24 protein-coding genes, 1 pseudogene and 1 riboswitch are annotated in these 25368 nt (G+C 40.1%); of the genes and pseudogenes, 16 read left to right on the top strand and 9 right to left on the bottom strand.

The genetic code is table 11. The annotated features are described in order from the left end of the window. Positions 1 to 50 precede the first annotated feature (50 nt). Complete coding sequence (locus tag ABID56_RS12405; RefSeq protein WP_354221681.1) at positions 51 to 1238, bottom strand: PD-(D/E)XK nuclease family protein; 1188 nt, start codon at positions 1236 to 1238, stop codon at positions 51 to 53. A gap of 583 nt (positions 1239 to 1821) precedes the next feature. Here ABID56_RS12405 and ABID56_RS12410 point away from each other — a divergent pair. Then, the gene (locus tag ABID56_RS12410; RefSeq protein WP_354221683.1) at positions 1822 to 3003 is read left to right on the top strand and encodes a class I SAM-dependent rRNA methyltransferase; all 1182 of its coding nucleotides are present in this window, start codon (positions 1822 to 1824) and stop codon (positions 3001 to 3003) included. Positions 3004 to 3077: 74 nt separating this feature from the next. Here the strand turns inward: ABID56_RS12410 and ABID56_RS12415 are convergent, their stop codons facing one another. Further along, positions 3078 to 3218: a hypothetical protein gene (locus ABID56_RS12415; RefSeq protein WP_354221685.1), complete on the bottom strand. Its 141-nt coding sequence runs from the start codon at positions 3216 to 3218 to the stop codon at positions 3078 to 3080. Positions 3219 to 3402: 184 nt separating this feature from the next. Here ABID56_RS12415 and ABID56_RS12420 point away from each other — a divergent pair, with 184 nt between their 5' ends. Beyond that, positions 3403 to 3906: a GNAT family N-acetyltransferase gene (locus ABID56_RS12420; protein ID WP_354221687.1), complete on the top strand. Its 504-nt coding sequence runs from the start codon at positions 3403 to 3405 to the stop codon at positions 3904 to 3906. An 88-nt stretch (positions 3907 to 3994) separates the two neighbouring features. On the opposite strand, the gene ABID56_RS12425 is transcribed toward ABID56_RS12420, so the two are convergent. After that, entirely contained in the window at positions 3995 to 4567 is a 573-nt protein-coding gene (locus ABID56_RS12425) for a thioredoxin family protein (protein WP_354221689.1), read from the bottom strand. 218 nt (positions 4568 to 4785) lie between these two features. Here ABID56_RS12425 and nhaC point away from each other — a divergent pair, with 218 nt between their 5' ends. Beyond that, positions 4786 to 6204, top strand: coding sequence for a Na+/H+ antiporter NhaC (nhaC, locus tag ABID56_RS12430; protein ID WP_354221691.1), 1419 nt, complete (start codon positions 4786 to 4788; stop codon positions 6202 to 6204). 81 nt (positions 6205 to 6285) lie between these two features. On the opposite strand, the gene ABID56_RS12435 is transcribed toward nhaC, so the two are convergent. Continuing rightward, positions 6286 to 7440 carry an MFS transporter gene (locus tag ABID56_RS12435; RefSeq protein ID WP_354221693.1) on the bottom strand — a complete coding sequence of 385 codons (1155 nt, stop codon included), beginning with the start codon at positions 7438 to 7440 and terminating at the stop codon, positions 6286 to 6288. A gap of 197 nt (positions 7441 to 7637) precedes the next feature. Further along, on the bottom strand, positions 7638 to 8288 hold the full coding sequence (locus tag ABID56_RS12440; RefSeq protein ID WP_354221694.1) for an SDR family oxidoreductase: 651 nt from the start codon (positions 8286 to 8288) through the stop codon (positions 7638 to 7640). A 167-nt stretch (positions 8289 to 8455) separates the two neighbouring features. On the opposite strand from ABID56_RS12440, the gene ABID56_RS12445 reads away from it, so the two are divergent. Together ABID56_RS12445 and ABID56_RS12450 are read left to right on the top strand one after the other, a co-directional pair. After that, positions 8456 to 9679: a dicarboxylate/amino acid:cation symporter gene (locus ABID56_RS12445; protein WP_354221696.1), complete on the top strand. Its 1224-nt coding sequence runs from the start codon at positions 8456 to 8458 to the stop codon at positions 9677 to 9679. Between the two features lie 103 nt (positions 9680 to 9782). Further along, positions 9783 to 10190: a nucleotidyltransferase substrate binding protein gene (locus ABID56_RS12450; RefSeq protein WP_354221698.1), complete on the top strand. Its 408-nt coding sequence runs from the start codon at positions 9783 to 9785 to the stop codon at positions 10188 to 10190. 8 nt (positions 10191 to 10198) lie between these two features. On the opposite strand, the gene ABID56_RS12455 is transcribed toward ABID56_RS12450, so the two are convergent. After that, entirely contained in the window at positions 10199 to 10687 is a 489-nt protein-coding gene (locus tag ABID56_RS12455) for a DUF1189 family protein (RefSeq protein ID WP_354221700.1), read from the bottom strand. A 39-nt stretch (positions 10688 to 10726) separates the two neighbouring features. Then, entirely contained in the window at positions 10727 to 10981 is a 255-nt protein-coding gene (locus ABID56_RS12460; protein ID WP_354221702.1) for a YuzB family protein, read from the bottom strand. A 241-nt stretch (positions 10982 to 11222) separates the two neighbouring features. Between ABID56_RS12460 and ABID56_RS12465 the strand changes: the two are divergent. The 5 genes and pseudogenes from ABID56_RS12465 to ABID56_RS12485 all read left to right on the top strand — a co-directional run. After that, positions 11223 to 11879, top strand: a pseudogene (locus tag ABID56_RS12465) (EAL domain-containing protein); the annotation flags it as partial. A gap of 66 nt (positions 11880 to 11945) precedes the next feature. After that, the gene (locus ABID56_RS12470; RefSeq protein WP_354221704.1) at positions 11946 to 12188 is read left to right on the top strand and encodes a ferredoxin family protein; all 243 of its coding nucleotides are present in this window, start codon (positions 11946 to 11948) and stop codon (positions 12186 to 12188) included. Between the two features lie 132 nt (positions 12189 to 12320). Beyond that, positions 12321 to 12647: a YrhK family protein gene (locus ABID56_RS12475; RefSeq protein WP_354221706.1), complete on the top strand. Its 327-nt coding sequence runs from the start codon at positions 12321 to 12323 to the stop codon at positions 12645 to 12647. 288 nt (positions 12648 to 12935) lie between these two features. Continuing rightward, the gene (locus ABID56_RS12480; protein WP_354221708.1) at positions 12936 to 13541 is read left to right on the top strand and encodes an alpha/beta hydrolase; all 606 of its coding nucleotides are present in this window, start codon (positions 12936 to 12938) and stop codon (positions 13539 to 13541) included. A gap of 147 nt (positions 13542 to 13688) precedes the next feature. Beyond that, the gene (locus tag ABID56_RS12485; RefSeq protein ID WP_354221710.1) at positions 13689 to 15752 is read left to right on the top strand and encodes a methyl-accepting chemotaxis protein; all 2064 of its coding nucleotides are present in this window, start codon (positions 13689 to 13691) and stop codon (positions 15750 to 15752) included. Between the two features lie 183 nt (positions 15753 to 15935). Here the strand turns inward: ABID56_RS12485 and ABID56_RS12490 are convergent, their stop codons facing one another. Then, complete coding sequence (locus ABID56_RS12490; RefSeq protein WP_354221712.1) at positions 15936 to 16976, bottom strand: C45 family autoproteolytic acyltransferase/hydrolase; 1041 nt, start codon at positions 16974 to 16976, stop codon at positions 15936 to 15938. Positions 16977 to 17160: 184 nt separating this feature from the next. On the opposite strand from ABID56_RS12490, the gene trhO reads away from it, so the two are divergent. The 6 genes from trhO (at position 17161) to ABID56_RS12520 (ending at position 24512) form a co-directional block, all read left to right on the top strand. Beyond that, positions 17161 to 18135: an oxygen-dependent tRNA uridine(34) hydroxylase TrhO gene (trhO, locus tag ABID56_RS12495; protein ID WP_354221714.1), complete on the top strand. Its 975-nt coding sequence runs from the start codon at positions 17161 to 17163 to the stop codon at positions 18133 to 18135. 76 nt (positions 18136 to 18211) lie between these two features. After that, positions 18212 to 18324, top strand: a riboswitch (SAM riboswitch). Between the two features lie 90 nt (positions 18325 to 18414). Then, positions 18415 to 19452, top strand: coding sequence for a homoserine O-acetyltransferase MetX (gene metX / locus ABID56_RS12500; protein ID WP_354221716.1), 1038 nt, complete (start codon positions 18415 to 18417; stop codon positions 19450 to 19452). 12 nt (positions 19453 to 19464) lie between these two features. Then, positions 19465 to 20784, top strand: a complete 1320-nt coding sequence (locus tag ABID56_RS12505) for an O-acetylhomoserine aminocarboxypropyltransferase/cysteine synthase family protein (protein WP_354221718.1) — start codon at positions 19465 to 19467, stop codon at positions 20782 to 20784. 12 nt (positions 20785 to 20796) lie between these two features. Next, positions 20797 to 21771 carry a homoserine dehydrogenase gene (locus ABID56_RS12510; protein WP_354221720.1) on the top strand — a complete coding sequence of 325 codons (975 nt, stop codon included), beginning with the start codon at positions 20797 to 20799 and terminating at the stop codon, positions 21769 to 21771. A gap of 89 nt (positions 21772 to 21860) precedes the next feature. After that, entirely contained in the window at positions 21861 to 22994 is a 1134-nt protein-coding gene (gene yfkAB / locus ABID56_RS12515; protein WP_354221722.1) for a radical SAM/CxCxxxxC motif protein YfkAB, read from the top strand. A 369-nt stretch (positions 22995 to 23363) separates the two neighbouring features. Then, positions 23364 to 24512 (top strand): dicarboxylate/amino acid:cation symporter, encoded by a 1149-nt coding sequence (locus ABID56_RS12520; protein ID WP_354221724.1) that lies wholly within the window; start codon positions 23364 to 23366, stop codon positions 24510 to 24512. Between the two features lie 51 nt (positions 24513 to 24563). Here the strand turns inward: ABID56_RS12520 and ABID56_RS12525 are convergent, their stop codons facing one another. Continuing rightward, the gene (locus ABID56_RS12525) at positions 24564 to 24953 is read right to left on the bottom strand and encodes an ectoine synthase (protein WP_354221726.1); all 390 of its coding nucleotides are present in this window, start codon (positions 24951 to 24953) and stop codon (positions 24564 to 24566) included. Between the last annotated feature and the right edge of the window lie 415 nt (positions 24954 to 25368).

The following is a 25368-nucleotide window of genomic DNA, read 5'->3' on the forward strand; positions in this document are numbered from 1 at the left end:
ACCTCCCATAATTATATGTTAATTAATTGTTGATAGCGGACAATCCTCACTCATTGTTTTTCATTAAACGCTTTCACAGCTTCATCGATTGGTTCAATAAAGGCAAGGAAATCTTTGATCATGTCTTGTAAGCATTGTTCTAGTTTTAAGCCGTCTTTTAATGTGTTTTTATCTAGAAAGTGATAAGTTTTGGCTGCGAATGTATCAGCTCGTCTACCTTTAATTTTGGCTCCGTCTCTGTATTGAATGCCGTTCTCATTTAACGTGTCTTTGAGTGACATGATTAAGTCGTTTTCATATGCATGATTAAACTCGTCTTTTCTTTTACCCTCAATATCCACGAGGAAAGAAAGCTTATTCTCTATTAAACTGCTTTGATTTAATGATAGTTCAAAATGAATATCTAAGCCATTTTTCTTCCAGTTTTGTTTGTAAATTTGGTGATAATGTCTTCCGTGTTGAAACTTGATATTCCATTCTTTATTAAAATAATTTTTAATATAAGATTCAATAAAATCAAATATGTCTTTATAATCATCTTCCAAGTTCTGCAGTAAATCGTTGATCATGCCAGAGTAGTCCATTAATAATTCGGTTTTTTTAGATATTTCTAATGTCTTATCATTCAAGAAGTGTCCCTCCAAGTGTCTTATGATTTCGTTATATAATACGGCCTTACGAATATCTCTCAAGACGTCGGTCGTTACTTGTTTAAGTGCATCTACTAATTGAAAATAATCAATTGGAGTAAAGCTCGGATTCAACGGTGTTTTGCCATGTGGTGATAATAAAACATAGTGAATTTCGTAGTGTGAGTTGGGAAATTCATGATTAATTTGTTGTTCGTAATCCCAGGTTTGATCGCCGTGTTCGCCTGTGAAAACTTTGTGTTCTATGGCGATAATGGTTTCGTCACTAATGGTAATAAGAAAGTCAATTCTTCTCTTATTAGTCAACTCATGTTCTCGTTTGATTTCAATTTTATCTGTTTCTGATAAATCGGCAGGGTAGTTTATTAGATTCATCAAATTATTTAACGGCTGTGTCCCTACACCGTTAATTTCAGGGTTTAATATGTAAGCTAAATAATCACTGATGGCATTTTCGTCATGAAATTTATTGCCCATGACAGTAATGATGCTGTCCAATTCTTGCTTAGACTCATCTTTTATATAGCTGTGAATTTCCTTCATTCTATCAAGCTGGTTCTCGGTTTCTTCTTTCGAGATGGAAGACATGTTATCACCTACTAATATAATTTAATATAATATCCACATTCATTTGGGCATACCTGTGCTTCAAACGCGTCTAATATATAATAACCATGCCGATCTTCTGTGACCGTATCCATAAAATCATAAATAAGCTTGCTGTGACACGTTGGACAATGGTCTGTGTGGTGGGAGATAGCCAAATATACCACTTCCGATACGTAATAATAAAATGACACATAATACTTCATATGACATATTTCTACATAAATATATAATATCCTTCTTAAATTTTGGCTCTGTTAAAGTTTAATGTTGAGTTTAAAATGATAGTAGCACTGAGTTGTTGAATTGTGAGGAGTGAAGGTGGCGACTCCAGCGGGAACAGCACGAGTCTCGAGACCCCGCAAGCCCCGCTTTTTGGGCTGAGGAGGCTCGAGCCGTGCCCGCGGAAAGCGTCCACCGAAAGCGGATCACAATATCAACAACGGACTTTAACATAGCCTGAATTTTAAATATTTCATCATTACTTGCAATGTCTTACCATTTTTACTTTTAACCCCCTATGTGGGATAATGATGTGAGAGTTAGAGAGAGGACGGTTAAAAACATGAAGGAATTAGTAATAAATCCGACGTTTGTGAAGCAATTTCAACATAAATTTCCGCTAATCCATAAAGATGCGGTTCAAAATGTGCAAGACCTTAGTGATGAAGGTGAGATCGTTCATTTAGTGGACGGGAATGGTGGCTTTATCGCGAAAGGGTATTATGGTAAGCAAAATAAAGGACTTGGTTGGGTGTTAACGCATAGCATAGATGAGCCGATCGATGTGACGTTTTTCCGGACGAAGATTTTGACTGCGATTAATAAGCGTAAGGCATATTATGAGGACCCTAATACCACAGCGTTTCGTTTGTTTAATGGTGAAGGCGATGGCATTGGTGGTCTAACGATTGATTATTACAATGGCCATTATTTGTTGAACTGGTACAGTGAAGGCATTTATGCGTTTAAAGAGAAGGTCGTGACGGTGCTAACGGAGTATGGTGAGTGCGAATCGATTTATGAGAAGAAGCGGTTTGATACGAAGGGGTCTTATATTGATGATGATGACTTCGTTTACGGCGAACGACCAGAATTCCCGCTCATTATTCAAGAGAATGGGATGAATTATGCGGTTGATTTGAATGATGGGGCAATGACAGGGATTTTCTTAGATCAACGTGATGTGCGTCGTGCGCTTCGTGACCGTTATGCGAAGGGCAAGCATGTGCTCAATACGTTTTCATATACTGGCGCATTTTCAGTTGCAGCAGCATTAGGTGGCGCAGAAAGTACGACGAGCGTGGACCTCGCTAAGCGGAGTGAGCCGAAAACGATTGAGAATTTCAGTTTGAACGGGATTGATTTGGAGCAACAATCAATTTATGTGATGGATATTTACAGTTACTTTAAATATGCTAAGCGCCATAGCCTCATGTACGATACGATTGTATTGGACCCGCCGAGCTTTGCGCGTAATAAAAAGAAAACATTTTCTAGCGCGAAAGACTATCCGTCGCTTATTAAGCATTCAGCTGAGATTATCAATGACGGTGGCATCATTGTCGCCTCGACGAACAATGCCTCATTCGATATGAAACATTTTAAGAAGCTTGTCGCTCAAGGATTTAAAGAAGCGGGTGTGTCTTACAACGTAAAAGAAGAATTCGGTTTGCCGAGAGATTTCCCGGCACATAGTCTGTATAAACAGAGTGATTATTTGAAAGTGCTCGTGTTAGAAGTGTGACTTTTTCAAAACAAAAAATACTAATCTTGGACTCAGTATAATGTGTTGTACTGAGTCCAATTTTTTACGATGACTTAATATAACCAAACTCTGACTAACCACATAATGCCACGGGCCATATATTTAAGCGGTATCACAATTAATTCAGGTATAAATAATAAAATGTCGATCCATTTTTCAATATGGCTTCGGCGCTTCGGTTGGCTTTCACTCACGTTCGTCACCTCATTTTTTGAAATAATCCTTATGGGTCGCTCTGATTGACTGTTTCGTGTTCATTATTATAACATAATTTGGAATAAAGAGTGATAGTTGAATATATCTCATGATAAGATGAGTATGATCATATGAAAAACAGTTATCAGAAAATGCTTCGGAATAGGGAAAGGAGTTGTAAACATGAGCGAGTCATTATCGGTTCAACCACTACAAAAAGATGATCTCGATTTTCTATATCAAATGCGGGTGAATTCGGATGTGATGGATTATTGGTTTGAAGAGCCTTATGCGTCGAAAGCACAAATGATTAAATCGTATGAAGCGAATCTGGAGAGAGACACGCATCGATCGTTTATATTATATTACGGTGAAGTTAGAGTTGGTTTCTTAGGGTTGTTTGATATCGACTGGCGCCATCGTCATGCGGAGTTTGCGATTATGATTGACCCAGCGTTTCAAGGGAATGGGTATGCGACGTGTGCAACAGAATTAATGGTGGACTATGGGTTTTATCAGTTGAATTTACATAAGTTGTTTTTGTTTGTGGCTAAATCGAATGACAAGGCGGTCTACATTTATGAAAAGGTCGGATTCGAACGAGAAGGTGTTCTAAAACAACACTTCTTCATCAATGGGCAATACTGCGATGCGATTATGATGGCGATGCTTCGTGAAAACAACTAAATGTTATACAATATGATTGAATTTCTGCAGTCATATCAAAGGCCCGAACGATTTCCGTGTTAGAATCGTTCGGGCCTTTGTGAAGTCATTAGTGTTTTTGTTTATCATTAATAGCTTGTTGAACGGTTTGTTTAAAGCTTTCGTAAACATCATGCCACAACGTTTCATCTGTTGTGAAGCGGTATGTTAAGGCTTTAATCATATCTTTTTGAGCTGCTTGAAATTCAGGGTCATCTTGATCAGGTAATGCCGCCGCATATTCATCAATGAGTGCTTGTGCTTTCGGCGAGCGAGGTCCCCATTTCCCGATAACTGTCCCATCATAATCTAAAATTAAAATAATCGGAATGGAACGGCTGCTGTTCGTTAAGTGACGATCGATTAACTCGGGTTCTGAATCTCGTAACACGACACGCATCTCCATGTTTGCTGCTTCAGCAATTTGGCGGATAATCGGATTAATCATCATCGCGTCGCCGCACCAGTCTTCCGTAATGACGAGGAAATGAAGTGACTGTTCGCGTAAGGTTTCAGCTAACTCATCGTCAGGTAATGCGAACGATTCGTAAACGGTAAAACTTTTATCTTGTAATTGGCTCATTTTGTTCATGTAGCTTTCAATTGATTCAGCCTCATTAAAATAGTGTTCTTCAGATTTCATCATGTTTGCCCCCTTTAAATCAATGCTTGTATCCCTATCATATCATCTCGCTCATAGCTTGTAGACGAATTAGCTTAAGCCAATAAATTGGTAAAAATGATTGACAAGTGTCTAGAACTCTATTATGATAGCACTTAATTACTTTTATATATAAAAGCGTTTAAGCGTTTAAGTGGTTAAACTATATCATTTTATAAATAGAGAAGGGGGAGTTTACGATGCAAGACAATCATGACTTTCGTATTTCGGGGTGGGAAGCAGCATTTATTCTACTATCGATGTTGGCGATCATTGGGGTGTCGCTTATTTCGTTTAGTGCTGATCCGCACGTGCCGATTTTGTTGATCATTATGGGATTAATTGTATGGGGTAAATTACGTCGATTTGATTGGAAGACGATCGAAAATGGGATGGTAAAAGGTGTGCAATCAGGTATTGTGCCGGTCATTATCTTTCTATTAATCGGTGTGCTTATTGCGGTTTGGATGAAGTCAGGAACGATTCCGACGCTTATTACATACAGCTTTAATATTATTTCGGTCGATTATTTCTTAGTAAGCGTCTTTATCGTCACGTCGATTATTGCGGTGTTTGTCGGCAGTTCATTTACGACGGTATCAACGATTGGTGTGGCTTTCATTGCGATTGCGACGGCACTTGATTTTAATTTAGCCATGACAGCGGGTGCGATCGTGTCAGGTGCGATGTTCGGAGATAAGATGAGCCCGATGTCAGATACGACGAACTTAGCGTCATCGGTTAGCCAAGTTGACTTATTCGAACATATTCGTCATATGCTTTGGACGACGATTCCAGCGTTTGTCATAACGGCGATTGCGTTTGTACTAATAGGTTTTGATGGTGGTGAAGCTAATTTAGGGCAAGTTGAATCGTTAATGCAAGTGTTCCAAACGGAGACGACGGTGCATTGGGTCGCGATTTTACCAGCCGTCGTGATGTTAGTTGCGGCTGTGAGAAAGATGTCAGCGATCCCGACGATTTTGTTAGGTATCGTCAGTGGTTTTGTCGTATCGCTCATCTTACAAGCGGGAGCGGTGAACATCACGGAATGGATGGCTGTCGTTCAAGGTGGATTCGAAGCATCAACAGGCAATGAACAAGTGAATTCAATCGTGAACCAAGGCGGTATTCAAAGCATGATGTGGGCTGTATCGTTACTATTGCTCGCCTTATCGATGGGTGGCATGTTATCGGAATTGAACGTGATCGATTCATTAATGGCGGCGATTCATAGCTGGGTGGAAACGCGTGGCAAAGTCGTTTTATCAACGGTTCTAACAGGAATTGGTGTGAATCTGACGCTAGGTGAACAGTACATGTCGGTTATTTTACCAGGCGAAGCGTATGCGAGCCGTTATAAGGAAATGGGTTATGAAGGCAAACATTTATCTAAAGTGTTAGAATCAGGTGGGACGGTCATTAATCCACTCATTCCTTATGGGGTTAGTGGTGTGTTTATGACGAGTGTACTAAACGTGTCGGTGTTATCGTATATGCCGTTTGCGTTCTTCTGTCTCATCTGTCCAATTATTACGATCGTTTACGGTTTTACGGGCATTTCGATGAAAAAAGAAACGGAATACACTGCGAATTCTCATGCTTCCGTAACTACTTAAAAGATGATAAAACATGGTGTGTTGATAAAAGTTTCGAAAAAGAAAAACCGTTTTGACCAACTAAAGGCCAAAACGGTTTTATTATGCGTGACGTCTGCTTATAACAATGTGGAAAATCGTTAAGCTAATTGTGCCGATTAAGGCAAGACCGGCTAAGATTAAGTAAAGAGCATGAACCCCTAGGTAATCAATGATTGATCCGCCTGCTAGTGAGCCGATAATACCGGAGATCCCGAAGAAGACGGTGTGGAACATTAAGTGCCCGGTACCTTCTACGACTTTTGGAATGAGTCGCGTTATATAATCGAAGGCTGTTAAGTACATGACGGCGAACGTTAAACCGTGCATAAATTGTAGTCCAATAGCGATCCAAGGATCATCGATGATTCCGAATAAGAACCAACGCAACGTGTATAAAGCGCCAGCCGCAATGATGAAGAATAATGTTTTATATTTGCGGAACCAATAACCAGCAGTTGCAAAAATCGCAGCCTCACTAATGACACCGACAAACCATGCGATACCGACTAAACTTTCGGTGCCGCCTAGGTCATTAATATAGATTCCGATATAGCTATCGCTCGTACGGTGTGTAATCGTAATAAACATGATTAAGACGAGAAATGTCATGAGCTTCCCGTTTTTAAACAGTTGTTTTACACTTTGCAAATTCACCGGTTCTTGGGCGGGTTCAGCATCTGTTAATCTAAGAGACACGATTAACGCAATCACGCCGAATAATAGATACGGCCAAATGATGTTTTGAATGTCTGTTAATGTTAAGTACTGGCCAACGACGAGGGATGATGTAGCGAACCCGATGGACCCCCACATTCTAATCGATCCGAATGAAATATGTAATTCATCCGCCCGTCTCTGCGATAAACTATCCCCGAATGCTGTAATCGGAGCAGAGAAGAAATAAAGTAAAAAGGCCAAAAGTAAAATAAGAGCTAAACTATACACATTGAAAAAGACCATACTGACAGGGAGTAAAATGGCCAATAATAAAAGTACAATGCGCTTAACTGTTTTATATTTGTCGCTAACATAACCCCAGAAAGGTTCTGAAATGAGGGCAGCGAGTGGCCCGATAGCAAGAACCCAACCAATCTCGGTCCCAGATAGTTTTAAATCTTCTAGATAGAGAGGGATGTAGCTTAATATAATCGTATGTGTTGCGTAAAACGCGAATAGAAATAGTTTTAATGGTGTTAGTGATTGATTCTGTGCCATAAGTCATCTCCATTATCTATGATTATAAATACTTTAGTTATCGTAACATGTATAGTTGTCACGAAACAGGTATATGTTTTGAATCGCATACGTTATTGGATGAATTAGTGTAAACACGAAAAAGCATAAAGGAAGACGTAATTAAAGGCGGTCGCTTGTTTATAGGCGACCGCCCTTTAATTAGTAGTATTTGCGATTTATAATGATTGAATCGCGTCGTCAATTGCTGTGTCGCCTTGAACGACTTGGAATTCTTGTCCGATTGTATTGTTATGAACAAGGCTTGAGAGAATGACCCGAGCAATATCTTCGCGTGCGACTTCATCCGGTTGTGTTGTCGCAGCAAGGCTCACGTTACCTGTTCCTGCATCATTCGTTAAACGACCTGGATGAATAATTGTGTGGTCTAGGTCTGTATCGCGTAACCATACGTCAGCGTAATGTTTAGCAGCGACATATGGTGAGAACGACTCAGGCGCTTGTTGGATCGCCTCTCGTGTCGTATCAAATGAGCTGATCATCACAAATCGTTTAACACCAGCTGCTTTTGTCGCCTCGATGGTTTTAACAGCGCCATCAAGGTCGATCATCATCGTTTTATCTTTACCCGTGTGCGGGCCTGAACCGGCTGTAAATACGACGGCATCAACATCGTCTGCAGCTTGTTGAATGGCCTTAATATCATCTTCTAAATCAACAACGGCGACTTCAGCCCCTAAGTCTTTGAAGAAGCGGGCTTGCTCTTTGTTACGAATCATCGCCTTCGCTTGCAAGTCGTCATGGTCTTGAATAAATTGAACTAAATGCTTTCCGATTTGGCCGTTTGCGCCAACGACTAGTACCTTCATGTAACCATCCTTTCAATTACCAACTTATTATTTACCTAAACAAATATTTTAGAAAAAGTCTATTATGATGCTTGTTAATCCAAGTGATTGACAATACAAATGATTTAACATAATATAATTTAAGTAATAAAACACATAAGAATAATCGGAATTAGGGGGTGTGATTGATGAAATCAATCTTATCAGCTTATTGGAATGGTTCACTGATTGTTAAAATATCAGTAGCATTAATATTAGGTGTTTTAGTAGGACTCATTTTTGGTGAACCTATCATTGTTTATTTAGATCCGCTAGGCGAGTTACTTATTCGTTTGTTGAAATTTTTAATTTTACCATTGATTCTGTTTACGCTTATTGTCGGCGTCAATCAAATCAATATTCGTGACTTGGGACGTATGGGAGGTAAAGTACTAGGTTATTACACCGTGACATCTTCGGTTGCTATTATAGTTGGTGTATCAATTGCTTTACTATTGGCACCTGGTGAAGGAATGTCATTAAACCCTGATGCAAGCTATGATTCACCGGAGCATCCAGGGGTCGCTAGTGTTTTATTGAATATAGTGCCAGAAAATATTGTGACAGCATTTAATGAGTTGAATTTACTCGGTATTATATTTATAGCAATTACATTCGGAGTCGCTTTGGCATATATGCGTCAGTCAGATGCGATGAAAGAGCAAGGAGATACATTATACCAAGTGATCGAAGCGTTGAACGAAGCGACATTTAAGATTATGCGTGTGATACTTCAGTATTTACCAATTGGTGTTTTTGCTATTATCGCGACAACAATTGCTGAACATGGAATGGATACATTGACGTCGCTAGGTGAATTTATTTTAGTATTATACTTAGCATTAGTTGTTCAATTATTACTGTATTTAGTCTTTATTAAATTGACGGGTCATTCCCCGTTGGCGTTTTTGAAAGGTGCACGAACACCAATGATTACAGCTTTTGTTACTCAAAGTAGTTCTGGAACACTACCGGTAACATTAAACGCTGCTCGTCAAATGCAATTACATCAACCGTTATATAGCTTTAGTTTACCGTTTGGTGCGACTGTTAATATGGATGGTGCGGCAATCCGAATCGCTGTATCAGCAGTCTTTGCTGCAATGGTAATTGGTGAACCTTTGTCTGTGGCTGAGGTACTAACCATTGTTATTATTGGAACGTTGGCATCCATTGGAACAGCTGGTGTTCCTGGAGCAGGAATCGTCATGATTGCAACCGTTTTTGCCCAATTAGGCTTACCAATGGAAGCAGTGGCTCTATTAACTGCTGTTGATGCATTAGTGGGTATGGGCTGTACAGCACTTAATGTGACAGGTGATCTAGCTGGTACGAAGATTATTAATCGAAGCGAAGCCAAGCATCAAACATGATAATGTATGTGATACAGTAGCCTCCCTAAGTCGTTGGGAGGCTTGTTTTATAAGGTTTACTCTATTACAGTAGAATGAGAATAAATATGAATGGAGCATAACAATGGAATCAAGTAAAGACTTACGATGGAAACAACGGTTTGAAGCGTTTGAACAGAGTTTAGTGAAATTAATGCCCTATCAAGAAGAAATATTTGAAAATGAATTGGAAGAAGCGGGGTTTATTCACTTTTATGAAATGGCCTTTGACCTAGCGCTTCAGACGTTAATCGAATACTTAGACGCTCAAGGTGTCACAGTTGAAACTAACCGCCAAGCGATTCAGGAAGCGAAAGACTATCCGTTTATCTCGAACCATAAAATGTGGCTTCAAGCATTGAATCGTTACAATTTAACGTCTTATATACATACGGAAAAGGTGAAAAATGAAGTCATTCGCGACATTCAAGGGGCTTATATTAGTGAGTTGTATGCTTTTTATGACACGTTAAAAAAAGACCTCACTTCATGACAGTGAGGTTAAATCGCGGTTTTTCGTTTTGGGAAAATCGTGATCATGTTGTAGATTAGCGTGTACAACAGTATAAATGGAATGATCCATAACAACCAATGGGACCATTGTAAGATGCGAAATATGGTGATGATTAATATCGGTAACGTTAACGCATACCCTGTCATTTTCCATAACTGTTGAAAAGCTAATTTTCGCTTCGTTAGCGTACGAATGCCATAAGCGATCCCGGCTAAGCTTGTCACACCAGCGACCATTAAAAAGGTAATGATAAACGGCAATAACACGATTAATTGCGTAATAAATAAGTCAGGAGATGCTACCTCTTCCTGCGAGAAAAAATCGTACGTGATGCGTATCGTATCGGGCAAGCAAACGAGCGTCATAAGCAGTAATAAATAAACCATCGTATCCCGCATCGTTTCCCGGTTTAAGGAGAATAAAGCTTGTTTTTTAGGTAGTTTTAAACTGGTTTTAAATATACGTGTGATCGCCATTGTAGGTCATTCCTTTTTCGTTAACAAAATCGTTTATCATTAAAATTCTTCATTAAAAGCAGCGAGTTCTTCATCGATTGCTTTTCGTATCTTGTCGACGCATTGTTCGGGTGTTTTACCGAATATGCGTCGGTTATTGACTAATGCGAACGGACGCATCGCGCACATCCCGCAATTGTTTAAGCAGCTATTTTCTAATACAGCAACATCAGGGTATTCTGATTCGATAATCCCTTCTAAATCCACTTCGGTCATCAAGTTGCCGTCGCAAATTTCGACTACGACGATGCCCATGATTCATCCTCCTAACACATAGAATTGGGCCAACCTTCATTATATCGTGTTTCTTATCTTACACCAAAAGAAAAACTCAAAGCACTCAAAATCTTTATTGTCTAAAAATTCAAATTCAGTTATTGCATGGTGGCTAATATAAGGTTTAATGGTATTAACGAGTTAATCGGTTAAAGGAGTCGTTTTCATGTCTGTAGATGCAGTTCGTCAAATGGTGGATTATTAATCATTTCACCACCAATTTCAACCTATTTTGCGTTTAGATGATTTAACTATTGTGGGATATGAAGCGTTATTACGCTCGGAATGGATTGATGCACCTGATGAAGTTATTAAGTCGATTCATGACCAAGACATGCTTTTACAATTAGATCGCCAATCAATTGCTAAGGCAGTTCACCAGTTTGACCAAAGTGATGTGTCATCAGGGTTTTTGTTTATGAATGTATTACCATCTACGGTGTCTCGGCTTGATTTTACGACATTTTTGCACAATTGCGTTCGTGAGTATCATTTGTCCCCTCAAGATGTCGTCGTTGAATTAGTCGAACTTGAAGCGATTAAGAATTTAGAGGAACTAAAACAATCGGTTAGACAGCTCAAGGAACACGGCTTTTTGATTTCGATAGATGATGTCAGCAAAGGGTCCTCGTCATTTCGTTTAATGATTGAACTTGAACCGGATATTATTAAGATGGATAAATATTTCACTTCGCAATTGACGTACTCCACATTAAAACAGCAAATGATCGAATCGTTGGTTAGTTATTGTCAAAACACGAAAACTCGGTTTGTTTTAGAAGGCATTGAAGGTGAAAGTCAATTACATGTAGCACGTAGATTAGGGGTTGAATGCGGACAAGGGTACTATTTAGCAGGGCCGTTTTGGTTAGCTTAGCTATTTCTACGCTTTGATGTATAGTGAAGATACGATACAATAGGAGTAGAAAAGGAGGGTGTCACAATGGCATTTGTCATTACGAGTCCTTGTCAAACGGAAAAAGCAGCGGAATGTGTCGACGTATGTCCAGTTGACTGCATTGAAGATGGTGGTGACCAGTTTTACATAGATCCAGATATTTGCATTAACTGTGGTGCTTGCGTTTCAGTATGTCCGGTATCAGCTATTGTCGAAGATTTAGAAATGATGCCTGGAGATGAAGCGTATTTAGAGAAAGCCGAAGCATATTTTCGTAATAAATCATGAAGTGAATAGTGATTAATGTAGAGGGATAACCACAACGGTTGTCCTTTTTATTTTAGTGGCGTTATGTTTGAGTGTGGGGAAATAAGGTAATAAGGAATATACTGTTGTTAGGTGTAAGGGAGAGGATAAACGATGGAAGCTAAACAAGACCAATATGACGTGCATAATCAAACGCGTGAAGAATATATCGATAGTCGAATGCAAAACCATAATCGCTTTTACAAAGATATTTATAATTTGCTATATACGATCAATGATTTCACGATTGCGTTTTGGTTTTTAATCGGCAGTATTTTGTTTTATTTTGAATCGCTTAAAGTATGGGGCGTAACGCTATTTGTTGTCGCAAGTTTTCAGTTTATGATCAAACCGACGATTCGCCTCGTCCATGAAATTAAAGCCCGTAGCCATTATGGAGAGGAATATGATCGATTAACTGGTAAACACAAGCGATCATAAGATAGATGTTATACCATGTTAAAACGCCTTCAATCTTATAGGTGATTAAAGGCGTTTTCTGTATTAAATCATTGATAAGATCCAACTAATGACGACAATAGCACCAATCACCATAAGAATTGTGCGTAACATCTCATCACCACCTCAATGGATTGTTATCGATACGTTTCCCGAGATGGCGTAAATACAAACATAAGCATTTGTTTTGAATTTAAGATTTCTTGTGTGGTAAAATAATTTTTAACAGGTCACGGTAGTCATATGGTTAATTTAGAAAGGGGTGGCAATGTGAAGCATATTTTTAGAGAGGGCGATGATTTGAAAGGCCCTACGTTGTTATTGTTGCATGGAACTGGTGGTACAGAAGAAGACTTGTTACCATTAGTTGATTATATTGATTCAAAAGCGAATGTGTTAAGTGTACGTGGTAATGTGTCGGAAAATGGTATGCCTCGTTTCTTTAAACGTTTAGCAGAAGGTGTTTTTGATGAGGAAGACCTCATTTTCCGCACGCAAGAGTTGTATGAGTTTTTGGATCAAGCAGCTGAGGATTATGGGTTTGACCGACAAAATGTGATCGCAGTTGGTTATTCTAATGGCGCTAATATTGCAGGTAGCTTATTGTTCCATTATAAGGATGCTGTGCGAGCGGCGAGTTTACACCATCCAATGGTGCCGAGACGAGGCGTTGAGTTACCTGACTTAACTGATAAAAGCGTGTTTATCGCTGCAGGGACGAATGATCCTATTTGTCCAGCACAAGAATCAGAAGATTTACAAGCGTTCTTAACGGATGCTGGCGCAGATGTGACTCTACACTGGGAAAGCCAAGGTCATCAGTTGAACTTAGGCGAAATTAAAGCATCGATGAATTGGTATCAGCAGTTATCTTAAACAGAAAGCTCTGAAGCGATTGTGCTTCAGAGCTTTTTTGGATTTTGTTATCGACAATTTTCACGAAAATGTGACGGAAACGTTTACTTAATCCTAGTCGTTTAGTATGATATAAGTGATTATTTATACTAAGCAGGGGGATATGGCGTGAAAGGAAAATTATCAAGCATTCGTTTTAAGACGTTAGCTGTTTTCTTGCTGATAGCGTTAATTCCATTAATTGCGCTTGGCTTTTTCGTGAATTACTTAATGAGTAATACGATTGAGGACCAGTTTGAGAATGCGACGTCACAAGAAATTCAACAAGTCGATCAAGGGATTGAATTGTTTTTTGATGTTGTGAAGCAAAATACGAATATGCTTGCAACGAATGAGACGGTCATGCAAGCAGATGATTCGATTGAATCGTATGTGGATACAGATGAGCCACAGCAACTGAATTCATCGACTAGTGGAGGCATCGAACAAGAAATTTTCGAGATTTATGAGCACTATGCCGAAACACATCCTGAGATTCGCTATGCTTATTTAGCGACAACTGACGGTGGTTATATTCAGTATCCAGAAGGGGAAGTGACAGCTGGTTATGATCCGAGTGAACGACCTTATTATACGCAAGCGATGGAAAATCCGGATGAAGTCACGTTAACAGATGCTTATTATTGGGAAGCCGATGATGAAGTGATTATTAGTTCAGTGATTCCGATCCAAAACCAACAAGGTGACACGATAGGTGTACAAGGTGCAGATGTGAGTTTGGGTGGTTTGACGTCTATTATTGAAGACGTCGAGATCGGTGAGACTGGTTATGTTGTACTTGTAGAAGATACAGGGACAGTGTTGTCTAATCCGAATGATAGTTCAATGAGTTTCCAAAATGTTTCAGAATTAGGGATTGAGGAAGTCTCCGATATAAATAATATCAATGATACATTTTTTGAAACATCGATTGATGGCGTTAATCATTACGTGAATACATACACGTCTGAATCGAGTGGTTGGACGTATTTAGCTGTTGTGGAAAGCTCAGAATTAATGGGGCAAATAGATAGTGTGAATACGACACTCATTATTGTGACTGTGATTATAGCTGTTATTGTCGTGATCATTGCTTATGTCTATGCGAAACGGTTAACGAACCCGATTTATGCGATGAATGATCAATTAGCGGAAATGTCAGATGGTGATTTCACGTCAGATGTGCCAGAACATCTGACTAAACGTTCGGACGAGTTCGGTCTGTTAGCTAATCAAATGAAAACGATGAAAGGTGACGTCCGCGGATTAGTCGAAACCATTCACGATGTGACGAATTCCATTAGTCAGTCATCTCATACGTTGTCGAATAATACAAAAGAATCGTCAACGGCTGCGAATGAAGTTGCGACATCTGTACAAGAAGTGGCAGACGGAACCACTCAACAAGCTGATCAACTTGAAACAGGTCAAGAAACAGTTAAGCAGTTGAGTGATAACATTACAGAAGTCGTCAAAGAAAACAAAGGTATTGATGAGAAATCAAGTGAAATGAGTCAGTTGAGCGAAAATGGTCGATTGACGATTGGCGATTTGATTAATAAAACAGAACAGAATAAAACCGCGACAAATGAAACATCTTCAGTGATGCATCAGATGAATTCATTTGCCCAAGAAATCAGTCAGTTTACGAAACATATATTAGAAATTACAGAACAAACGAATTTGCTAGCATTAAACGCGTCGATTGAAGCGTCGCGTGCAGGTGAACATGGTAAAGGTTTTGCTGTCGTTGCAGAAGAAATTCGAAAACTTGCGGAACAATCGTCTAAAACGACAGAAGATATTAATCGACTTGTGACAAACATTCAAGAACAATCACAAGTGGCTGTAGATTCGATTAAGAAAACACAGTCGTTTACCGAGGAAAATGAAGCCGCAGTTAAGGAGACGCAACGTATTTTTGATGGAATTAATGAAGCGGTGAACAATTTAGCCCAAAATGCAAAACGTGTGATGTCATATTCTGAAGATATGGAAGCGCGTAAAGAGGATTTAAGTGAAATGATTCAGACAATATCAGCTTCTGGTCAAGAAACAGCAGCGAGTGCAGAAGAGATCTCAGCTTCGACCGAAGAACAATTGTCGAGTATCGATGAAATGGATCAACACGCATCACATTTAGTTGGCCTGGTTGACCAATTGCGCGATGAAGTGAAAAAATTTAAAGTGTAAGTGAAAACAAGCTGTGGGCATGCCCACAGCTTGTTTTTGGTAAGATTATCTAACAATGTCGGAACATTGTTAGATAATCAGCTGACATTGTCAGATAAAGTAGCTGGATTGTTAGACATTGAATTAACATTGTTAGATAAAGTAGTTAGATTGTCTAACAATCGATTGAAACGGCAACATCTGTTAATCCATATGTGCGAAGGGTAGATCGGTGTCGACTTCGCCGTGCATGGTTGTTCGTTCAACATCTTCACCGCTTAACCAATCGGCGAAATTAAACGTCGTTACCTCAGCGTCACCACCGAGTGCGAACCAGACGCCTAAGTCTTTTGGAAAATAGACTGATGTGTGAATCGTGCCGGACCAGCTTTTGTAGTTATCGGCAAAGATACCGCCATCGCGGTCATTCATGAGTTGAAAGGCGATATCGGCAGGCATGTTTGGATAACGTTGGTCATTAATCGCCTCTTGTCGTTTGTAGGAATCGACTAAATGGTGACGGTTTTCGCTCGTCAGTTTTTCAAAATGATTCGTACAGACGTTGGCTTCCCTTACTGCAACGCCACGAGGGCTTGCTTCTACAACATATGTTTCACCATTTGGGTCAAGCAAAATATAACTAAATGCATTTCGGTGTGGCACTTCTTGTAGAAATTGCTTGGCTTCCTCGACGTTACGACAATTTTCTAAAATCATCCGTCCGATCATGTAACAGACAAATCCATCTTCAGGCGTTTTACGGTGTGTGAAATTATAAGCCATGACGAGTCCGTGTTCATTCATGCCATCCATGCGTCCCGTTAATCGTGATGTCGGCCCAATTGTCGCTAAACCTCCATCGTTAGGCTGGAATAAACTGAAGCGTCCTTCATACGTTTGCGGGTGGTAATCGTAGTTACGAATCATATAATCACGCTCGGTTAAAATCGAGCAGCCACTTCGATTGATCTCAACGCGGTATCCTCCAAAATCGCGAAGCACATCTTCCATTGGCATCTCTAACCCGTCGCGCAACCCTTCTAGTTCACGCCACATTTGCGGGGCGAAATCCATGAACTTTTGTTTCGTTTCTTCAATATTAATGTGAAACCGCGGTCGTCTAACATTCCAATGTTTCAAGCGGTTATGTATGATTTTCGACTCTTTTAAAGCTTGCCCTTGTTCAAAACCGAAATCGCCATGACTGCCACGGTATTGAACAATATGACTTTCGATTGGCTTCATCGTATCACCTCATTTTCACTGTCAAACATAACTCTATCACGGACTAGAAAACTTTTAAATGTGAACGCTTTTGAACACTTACGCAAATTGATTTCGTTGCTGAAATGGCTATGATATTATATAATACAGTGTTGATGAATTTAGCTAATTAATAAATAAAAAATATATAAGCAAGGTGGTCATTATGTCTAACAAGGATTACAGAGTATTGCTTTATTACAAGTACGTTCCAATTGACGATCCGGAAACGTTCCGTGATGAGCATTTACAATTCTGTTTCGACCTCGGATTAAAAGGTCGGATTTTAGTTGCTGAGGAAGGGTTGAACGGAACCGTTTCAGGTACAGTTGAACAAACGAATAAGTATATGGAAGCTTTGCGTGAAGATCCACGTTTTGCGGACATGGAATTCAAAATTGATGAAGCGGACGATCATGCATTTAAGAAAATGCACGTCCGTCATCGCGACGAAATCGTTAATTTAAGTTTGGATGAAGAAGAGGATGTGTCGCCGATCGAAGACACAGCTGAATTCCTCGATCCGAAAGAATTTTACGAAGAAATGCAGCGTGATGATGCGATTATTCTCGATGCGCGAAATGATTATGAATATGATGTCGGTCATTTCCGTGGCGCAATTCGTCCGGATATTCGTACATTCCGTGAATTACCTGAATGGATTAAAGAAAATAAAGACATGCTTGAAGGTAAACGTGTCTTAACGTATTGCACAGGTGGAATCCGTTGTGAACGATTCACTGGTTGGTTGAAAGAAGAAGGCATTGATGATGTCGGACAATTACATGGTGGTATCGTCACTTACGGCAAAGACCCTGAAGTGAAAGGCGATTTGTGGGACGGTCAATGCTATGTGTTTGATGAGCGCATTACAGTGCCGATCAATCAGGTTGAACATAATGTTGTCGGCCGCGATTATTTCACAGGTGAACCATGTGAACGTTATATTAATTGTGCAAATCCTGACTGTAACGAACAAATTCTTTCCTCTGAAGAGAACGAGCATTTTTATTTAAGAAGTTGCTCACCTGAATGCCGTACGCACCCTCGCAACCGTTATATCGAGGAGCACGGTTTAACAGAGGAAGAAGTCCAAGCTAAATTAGCGAAGATTGAAGCATCGAAAAAACAAGAAGTTTAATCTTTTTGTTGACGTTCGTATAACGGCATGGTAAGGTGCATATAATCAAATTAACAAAATTGTATAACAAATTAAACTCTTATCAAGAGTGGCTGAGGGACTGGCCCGACGACGCCCGGCAACCTTCAAACAACGGTTTGAAAGGTGCTAATTCCAGCAAAGCGAATGATTTGCTTTGGGAGATAAGAGAGACAAATGGATTCGTCTATTTACACCTCTCTATCTTTAAAAGATAGGGAGGTTTTTTTATGGTTTTGAAAGCGAAAGGATGACAGCAATATGAACCGAGTCACTGATCGTGTAGCTATTCCGAACGTGACGTTAGAGTCAGGGACGTTTCTTGAAGAAATTGAACTTGTTTATGAACGCGCTGGAACAAAAGGTAAACCCATCATCCTCGTTTGCCATGCTTTAACAGGCAATCATATCACAGTAGGTACAGAAGATTCCCCTGGATGGTGGCGAGGGTTAATCCATGAAGGAGGTTATGTTGATCTCGATCAATATGAGGTGATCACTTTTAATACATTAGGTGGATGTCATGGCTCTACAGGGCCCTTATCGCTAAGTCCAGAAACGGGCCAGATATATGGTGCTGATTTTCCGACTTTAACAGTCCGTGACTTAGTCGAGATTCAATTTTTAGCTTTAAAAAAGTTAGGTGTTCATCAACTCCATTCTGTTATGGGAAGTTCATTAGGGGGCATGCAAGTGCTGGAGTGGGCGGTGATGTATCCGTGGTTTATTAAATCGATTATTCCACTAGCAATTACTCCTCAGTTCAGTGATTACGCAATCGCGTTTAATCATATTTCGGCTCAAGCGATCCGCCAAGATCCTAATTGGCAGCAAGGAAAAATCCCGAAAGACGGACTTGGTTTAGCACGTTCGATTGGCATGATTACCTATCGTTCTGCGCCGTTATTCCAATCGCGGTTTAACCGAGAGCACGATGGTGATCAATATCAAGTCGTGCATTATTTAAACTATCAGGCAGAAAAAATTGCCGAACGTTTTGATGCGAATAGTTACTTAGTTTTGTTAGAGGCGATGAACAGTCATGATCTTAGTCGAGGACAGGGTGATTTAGAACAAATATTTTTTGATTGGCAAGTCCCTGTATATGCATTTGGTTTTGAACATGACTTGTTATATCCGCCAGAAGATATCCAAAAATTTATCCAAGATCTTCAAGCATTTGATAAGGAAGCCCGTTATATACATGTTGATACAGCATTTGGTCATGATGGATTTTTAGTTGAATTTGATCATTGGGGACCAGAAGTTGAAAAGGTCCTTCAACAAATAGATAAATAAGGAGCGATTAATATGAGTAATCAAGAACAGTATCGAGTCGAAACAATTGGAATTCACGGTGGTTTAGAAGCAGATCCAGCAACGGGAGCACGCGCATTACCGATCTATCAAACGAACTCTTATCAGTTCAATCATACAGAACACGCAGCAAATTTATTTTCTTTACAAGAAGAGGGCTTTATCTATTCACGTATTGGCAACCCAACAGTCGGAGTGTTTGAAGATCGAGTGGCTCAGTTAGAAGGAGGCATTGGTGCTTTAGCTTTTTCCAGTGGTATGGCGTCGATTTCAGGTGCGATTTTTAATTTAGCTGAAGCAGGAGATGAGATTGTAGCAGCTTCTACGTTATACGGAGGCACATATAATTTATTTTCAACGACATTGCCGAAGCATGGCATTACGACACACTTTGTCGATCCAACTGAACCGGAAAATTTCCGCCAAGCAATTACACCGAATACGAAAGCGGTGTTTGCTGAGACGATTGGAAACCCTGGTTTACACGTATTAGATATAGAAAAAGTAGCAGAGATTGCGCATGAAGCAGGTGTACCATTAATCGTTGATAATACATTCCCGACACCTTATTTACTTCGTCCAATCGATTATGGAGCAGACCTCGTCGTACACTCAGCAACGAAATGGTTAGGTGGCAATGGCACGACACTAGGTGGTGTGTTAGTTGATGCTGGTAAATTTGATTGGAATTCGTCAAAGTTTCCGGGCTTTACGGAACCTGATCCGAGTTACCACGGCATTGTATATGCTGAAGCACTACCTGAGGCCGCATTTATTACGAAGGCGCGTGTTCAAGTGCTTCGTGATACTGGGGCGACATTAAGCCCATATAATGCCTTCCAATTAGCGCTAGGGCTTGAAACATTACATGTGCGTATGAAAGAACATGTTGCGAATGCCCATCGCATTGTCGAATATTTAGATCAACATCCAGCGATTGATTGGGTGCTATATCCAGAAAAAGATGACCATCCATCACAGTCATTAGCGGCTAAATATTTACCTAAAGGTGCTGGATCAATTGTGGTGTTTGGTATCAAAGGTGGAAAAGAAGCAGGTGCTTCTGTAATTGATAACGCTCAATTATGGTCGCATTTAGCTAATGTCGGTGATGCGAAAAGTTTAATTATTCATCCAGCAAGTACTACGCATCAACAGTTAAATGAAGAAGAACGCAAAGCATCTGGCGTAACTGAAGATTTAATTCGCTTATCTGTTGGCATCGAACATGTCGATGATTTAATTGCTGACTTAGAGCAAGCGATTGAAACAACGACTGGCAAAACATCACAGGTAAGTGAGGTTCATTCATAAAGGAGGCTTGTTATGGAGCCGATTCGTGTTGCATTATTAGGTTTTGGGACAGTGGGTCAAGGAGTTTATGATCATATAGAAAAAGAACAACAATCATTAGCGCAAACGTTAAATCGCCCAGTTCAAGTAACGGCAGTACTCGTCAATGATGAATCGAAACATCGTGACGTGGCGAACCATGTCTTACTCACGACCAATATAGATGATGTGCTAGCTCAACCGATTGATATCGTGGTTGAAGCAATCACAGGGGTTGAGTCAGCGTATCAATACGTCACAGAGGCCATTGAACAAGGATGCCACGTGGTGACTGCCAATAAGGCTATGTATGCAGCAAAAGGCGGGCAGCTACAAGACCTAGCTGAAGAGCATAGGGTGAACGTAAAATACGATGCTGCTGTGGCTGGTGGCATTCCGATTATTGACACGCTAAACCAGATTCATCAACTTGAATCCGTTCATCGGATCGAAGCGATTTTAAATGGAACATCCAATTATATCTTAACCGCGGTTGCTAAAGAGGGATTAACTTTTCATGAAGCGTTAACTCAAGCGACACGACTCGGTTACGCAGAAGCGGATGCAAGTCATGATATTGATGGATTTGACGCCTTGAATAAAGCTTATATATTAGCCGATTTACTTCGAAAAGATCATCAGGAGATCACAGTCATTCGTCGAAAAGGCCTTGATCAATTGCAATTAGATGAAGTTCTGAATAACCCAACTAATCAAGTATTAAAGCCAATTGTAACGATTAATGCTACATCAGAATCTGCGATTGAGGTTGTTATTGAGCCGACGTGGGTTGATGAAAGCCATCCACTATCTTCGGTTGATGGCGTACAAAATGCGATTGTTATATCTAGTGATCGACTTGGATCTTTAAAATTAGAAGGAGCAGGAGCAGGTGAGAAACCAACTGCTCATGCAATTGTGCAGGATATTGTCAAAACGGTGAAAGAAGATAGTCGAATCTTAGTCTAGTTTTATACAGTATGGGAAATCGTCCGTTAGTAATCTATTCGTTATGTTAGAATGATGATAGATTATGACGTTTAGAAAGGACGAAATTTATGCAATTGAGTAATCAACACCGAGAATTATCACCTAGTTATGATCCGTGGGAAGCGTATATGGACGTTGATGAACACGGAGAACTCGTGCTCTCTAATATTGAATTCACGACAACGCATTTATGTAATATGCGTTGTCGTCACTGTGCGGTTGGCGATACATTAATGACTCGCGACCCTGATGCACTACCGATTGATTTACTTTTAAAACGATTAGATGAAGTACCGCATTTACGGACTTTGAGTATTACGGGTGGCGAACCGATGTTATCGAAAAAGTCTGTGGAACAATACGTCGTCCCGTTATTACGTTATGCCCATGAACGTGGGGTTCGCACGCAAATTAATTCTAATCTAACACTACCTTACGAGCGTTACGAGGCTATTATCCCTTATTTAGATGTCCTACATATTTCACATAATTGGGGCACCGTTGATGAATTTGCGGAAACGGGTTTTGCTTTAATGGAACGGACGCCTTCATTTGATAGTCGTGCCATGTTTTTCGATCGGTTAGTTGATAATAGTCAACGCCTTTCTGCAGAAGGTGTCATGGTCTCAGCCGAAACCATGTTAAATGGCCGCACGTACCCACATTTACAAGAAATTCATGAACATGTCTTACAAATGGGGTGTACCCGTCACGAGATTCACCCGATGTATCCAGTCGATTTCGCGAAAGATTTAGAGACATTATCGCTCGATGAGATGAAACAGGGGATTCGTCATTTACTAGATATTCGTGATCAAGATGTCTGGATGCTTTTCGGAACACTGCCATTTTATCCATGTAGTCAGTCAGATGATGATTTAGAATTACTGCAACGTCTAGATCAAGCGAAGAATGTCACAGTCCGTAATGATCCTGATGGGCGGTCACGATTAAATGTGAATATCTTTTCTGGTGAAGTGACGGTGACAGACTTTGGGGATGAGCCAAGTCTTGGTAATATTCAACATACACCTTTAGTTGAAAGTTTCGACCAGTGGATGGCATCTAATCTAGCGCAGTCATTGAATTGCCATTGCCCAATGGCGAAATGTTTAGGTCCGAATGTGTTAGTCAAAGACACGTATTATCCAAACGTTGATTTCCAGAAGCGACAGGCTAAAATTTCTCTACAAAATCGATAGTTTTTGATGCAGGGCGGATGGTCATACCATTCGCTCTGTATTTTTGACTCTGTTAGGTTTAGTGGAGATTTTCAAAAAATACAGCACTTAGTTGTTGAATTGTGAGAAGCGAAGGTGGCGACTCCTGCAGGAACAGCACGAGTCTCGAGACCCCACAGGCCACGCTTTTCGGCCGAGGAGGCTCGAGCCGTGCCTGCGGAAAGCGTCTACCGAGAGCGGATCGCAATTCAACAACGGACTGTATCAAAGTTTTATCTTTCAACAAATAATCTTATTATTCCGATTATTTAAAATGGCATTGTGATTTCGATTTTAAAACGGTATGATATCCCTTAATACTTATTAGTGGGAAAGGAGTCGACCAATCAAATGAAACTCATATTAAAATTATTAACAGGTATTATTCTCGGTACGATTATTGGATTAATAGGGATTGAATGGTTAACGCGTTCCCTTGTAACAGTCAGTGACCTATTTGGACAGTTTATTGAATTCATGATTCCGCTCATTATTCTATTTTTTATTGCTTCAGGCGTATCCCATTTAGGTCAAAATTCTGGAAAATTAGTCGGGGTAACTTTAGGAACGGCTTACACCTCAACCATTTTAGCTGGTACGGCAGCTTTCTTCGTTGCGACGATTATTATGCCGTTCGTGGCACAAGATGGTACAGCTCCGGAAGAAGGGAGTGCGCCTGAAAGTTTTCTTGATTTAACGATTGATCCGTTAATGGGGGTTATCACCGCCCTAGTGTTAGCATTTACGTTTGGTATTGCTATGGCGAAGCTTAAAAGTGAAGCTTTAATTAAGGTTTTTGACGAAGGTAAGGCGGTCGTTGAATTTGTGATTATGCGTGTTATTATTCCAATTTTACCGTTTTTCATCGCGGGTATATTCACTGAAATGGCTGCTGAAGGCACAGTCTTTGATACATTATCTGTGTTTGGCATCGTGCTAGTGGTTGCAATCGTCATGCATTGGATATGGTTATCCATTCAATATACAATTGCAGGTTTCTATACTGGACAAAATCCATTCAAGTTAATTAAGACCATGTTACCAGCCTATTTCACAGGGTTAGGTACGATGAGTAGCGCGGCAACGATTCCGGTGACATTGAAACAGGCGAAACAAAATCGCGTGCAAGACGATGTGGCTGATTTCACCGTTCCACTCAGCGCTAATATTCATTTATCAGGAAGTATGATTACGATTGTGAGTTGTACGGTGGCTGTTATGTCTGTCATGGACGGCATGAGTATGCCAAGCATCGTGGACATGTTCCCCGTTATTGCAACGCTCGGTGTCATTATGATTGCAGCTCCTGGTGTGCCAGGTGGCGCGATTATGGCAGCGATCGGAATTCTTGGCTCTATGCTAGGATTCACTGAATCAGCTATTGCCTTAATGATTGCCCTTTACATGGCGCAAGACAGCTTCGGCACAGCAACGAATGTAACAGGTGACGGCGCAATCGCCATTCTAGTTGATAAAATGACTAGCAAACTAAAAAGTTAAATTAAAAGCGTGCTAGACGATTCACTCATCTAGCACGCTTTTTTGATGTTATTAGTCTTCATCAACTGGGTATACACCATTTTCATCATGAATTTCTTTACCTGAAAGTGGTGGGTTGAAGACACATACAACACGCATATCTTCTTTACCGCCACGCAGTAAATGCTCATCATGTTCATCGAGCGCATAAACAGTGCCTGGCGTAATCTTGTAAACTTTGTTATCCTTCAATGTCTCGACTTCGCCATCTCCTTCAATGCAGTAAACAGCTTCTAAGTGGTTTTGATACCAAATATGCGTTTCCGTTCCTGCTTTGATGACCGTATCGTGTAAGGAAAAGCCCATACCGTCTTTCTTTAAAAGAAGACGACGACTGTCCCAATTTTCCCCTTTAACTTCGTTTTCTGAACCAATAATGTCTTGTAGTTTAACTGTTTTCATAATGCAAGACTCCCCTTTCAGTTTTCTCTATAAAATCTCACTTAAAACTCTTGCGTACGTGGGTATTGTGGTGATTCAAAGAGTTGTTGAGGCTTTCCTTCATCCATAAGCATTATACGACCCCGAACTTCAAGAGTGACCCCCAGTTTATGTGTAGCAACAACTATCGTCATCACTTCGCAAGCTAAATATTTCATGAAATTTATAACATTTCAAACTAACTTTTAAGCTAGAACCGTTGGTGTGTCATCTTTTGACGAGAGTGTAAAATATTTTGTGTAAATAGAATATGACCACGTGATGGTATAGAAAAAGGAAGCCCCTTTCTGTAGAATAAAGTTAGCACACAACATCCACAGGAGGTCTTCCTATGAACCATCTTACTACAGATTTAGTTGAAGCACTAGCCCAAAAA

Origin of the sequence: Alkalibacillus flavidus (genome assembly GCF_040545925.1) — a bacterium.
In the GTDB taxonomy this organism is placed as follows: Bacteria; Bacillota; Bacilli; order Bacillales; family Alkalibacillaceae; genus Alkalibacillus; species Alkalibacillus flavidus.

What these genes read in the sequence shown, in the direction of transcription:
- ABID56_RS12405 (WP_354221681.1), bottom strand. Translation starts at nt 1,238, where the DNA reads ATGTCTTCCATCTCGAAAGAAGAAACCGAGAACCAGCTTGATAGAATG.
- ABID56_RS12410 (WP_354221683.1), top strand. Translation starts at nt 1,822, where the DNA reads ATGAAGGAATTAGTAATAAATCCGACGTTTGTGAAGCAATTTCAACAT.
- ABID56_RS12420 (WP_354221687.1), top strand. Translation starts at nt 3,403, where the DNA reads ATGAGCGAGTCATTATCGGTTCAACCACTACAAAAAGATGATCTCGAT.
- ABID56_RS12425 (WP_354221689.1), bottom strand. Translation starts at nt 4,567, where the DNA reads ATGAAATCTGAAGAACACTATTTTAATGAGGCTGAATCAATTGAAAGC.
- nhaC (WP_354221691.1), top strand. Translation starts at nt 4,786, where the DNA reads ATGCAAGACAATCATGACTTTCGTATTTCGGGGTGGGAAGCAGCATTT.
- ABID56_RS12435 (WP_354221693.1), bottom strand. Translation starts at nt 7,440, where the DNA reads ATGGCACAGAATCAATCACTAACACCATTAAAACTATTTCTATTCGCG.
- ABID56_RS12440 (WP_354221694.1), bottom strand. Translation starts at nt 8,288, where the DNA reads ATGAAGGTACTAGTCGTTGGCGCAAACGGCCAAATCGGAAAGCATTTA.
- ABID56_RS12445 (WP_354221696.1), top strand. Translation starts at nt 8,456, where the DNA reads ATGAAATCAATCTTATCAGCTTATTGGAATGGTTCACTGATTGTTAAA.
- ABID56_RS12450 (WP_354221698.1), top strand. Translation starts at nt 9,783, where the DNA reads ATGGAATCAAGTAAAGACTTACGATGGAAACAACGGTTTGAAGCGTTT.
- ABID56_RS12455 (WP_354221700.1), bottom strand. Translation starts at nt 10,687, where the DNA reads ATGGCGATCACACGTATATTTAAAACCAGTTTAAAACTACCTAAAAAA.
- ABID56_RS12460 (WP_354221702.1), bottom strand. Translation starts at nt 10,981, where the DNA reads ATGGGCATCGTCGTAGTCGAAATTTGCGACGGCAACTTGATGACCGAA.
- ABID56_RS12470 (WP_354221704.1), top strand. Translation starts at nt 11,946, where the DNA reads ATGGCATTTGTCATTACGAGTCCTTGTCAAACGGAAAAAGCAGCGGAA.
- ABID56_RS12475 (WP_354221706.1), top strand. Translation starts at nt 12,321, where the DNA reads ATGGAAGCTAAACAAGACCAATATGACGTGCATAATCAAACGCGTGAA.
- ABID56_RS12490 (WP_354221712.1), bottom strand. Translation starts at nt 16,976, where the DNA reads ATGAAGCCAATCGAAAGTCATATTGTTCAATACCGTGGCAGTCATGGC.
- trhO (WP_354221714.1), top strand. Translation starts at nt 17,161, where the DNA reads ATGTCTAACAAGGATTACAGAGTATTGCTTTATTACAAGTACGTTCCA.
- metX (WP_354221716.1), top strand. Translation starts at nt 18,415, where the DNA reads ATGAACCGAGTCACTGATCGTGTAGCTATTCCGAACGTGACGTTAGAG.
- ABID56_RS12505 (WP_354221718.1), top strand. Translation starts at nt 19,465, where the DNA reads ATGAGTAATCAAGAACAGTATCGAGTCGAAACAATTGGAATTCACGGT.
- ABID56_RS12510 (WP_354221720.1), top strand. Translation starts at nt 20,797, where the DNA reads ATGGAGCCGATTCGTGTTGCATTATTAGGTTTTGGGACAGTGGGTCAA.
- yfkAB (WP_354221722.1), top strand. Translation starts at nt 21,861, where the DNA reads ATGCAATTGAGTAATCAACACCGAGAATTATCACCTAGTTATGATCCG.
- ABID56_RS12520 (WP_354221724.1), top strand. Translation starts at nt 23,364, where the DNA reads ATGAAACTCATATTAAAATTATTAACAGGTATTATTCTCGGTACGATT.
- ABID56_RS12525 (WP_354221726.1), bottom strand. Translation starts at nt 24,953, where the DNA reads ATGAAAACAGTTAAACTACAAGACATTATTGGTTCAGAAAACGAAGTT.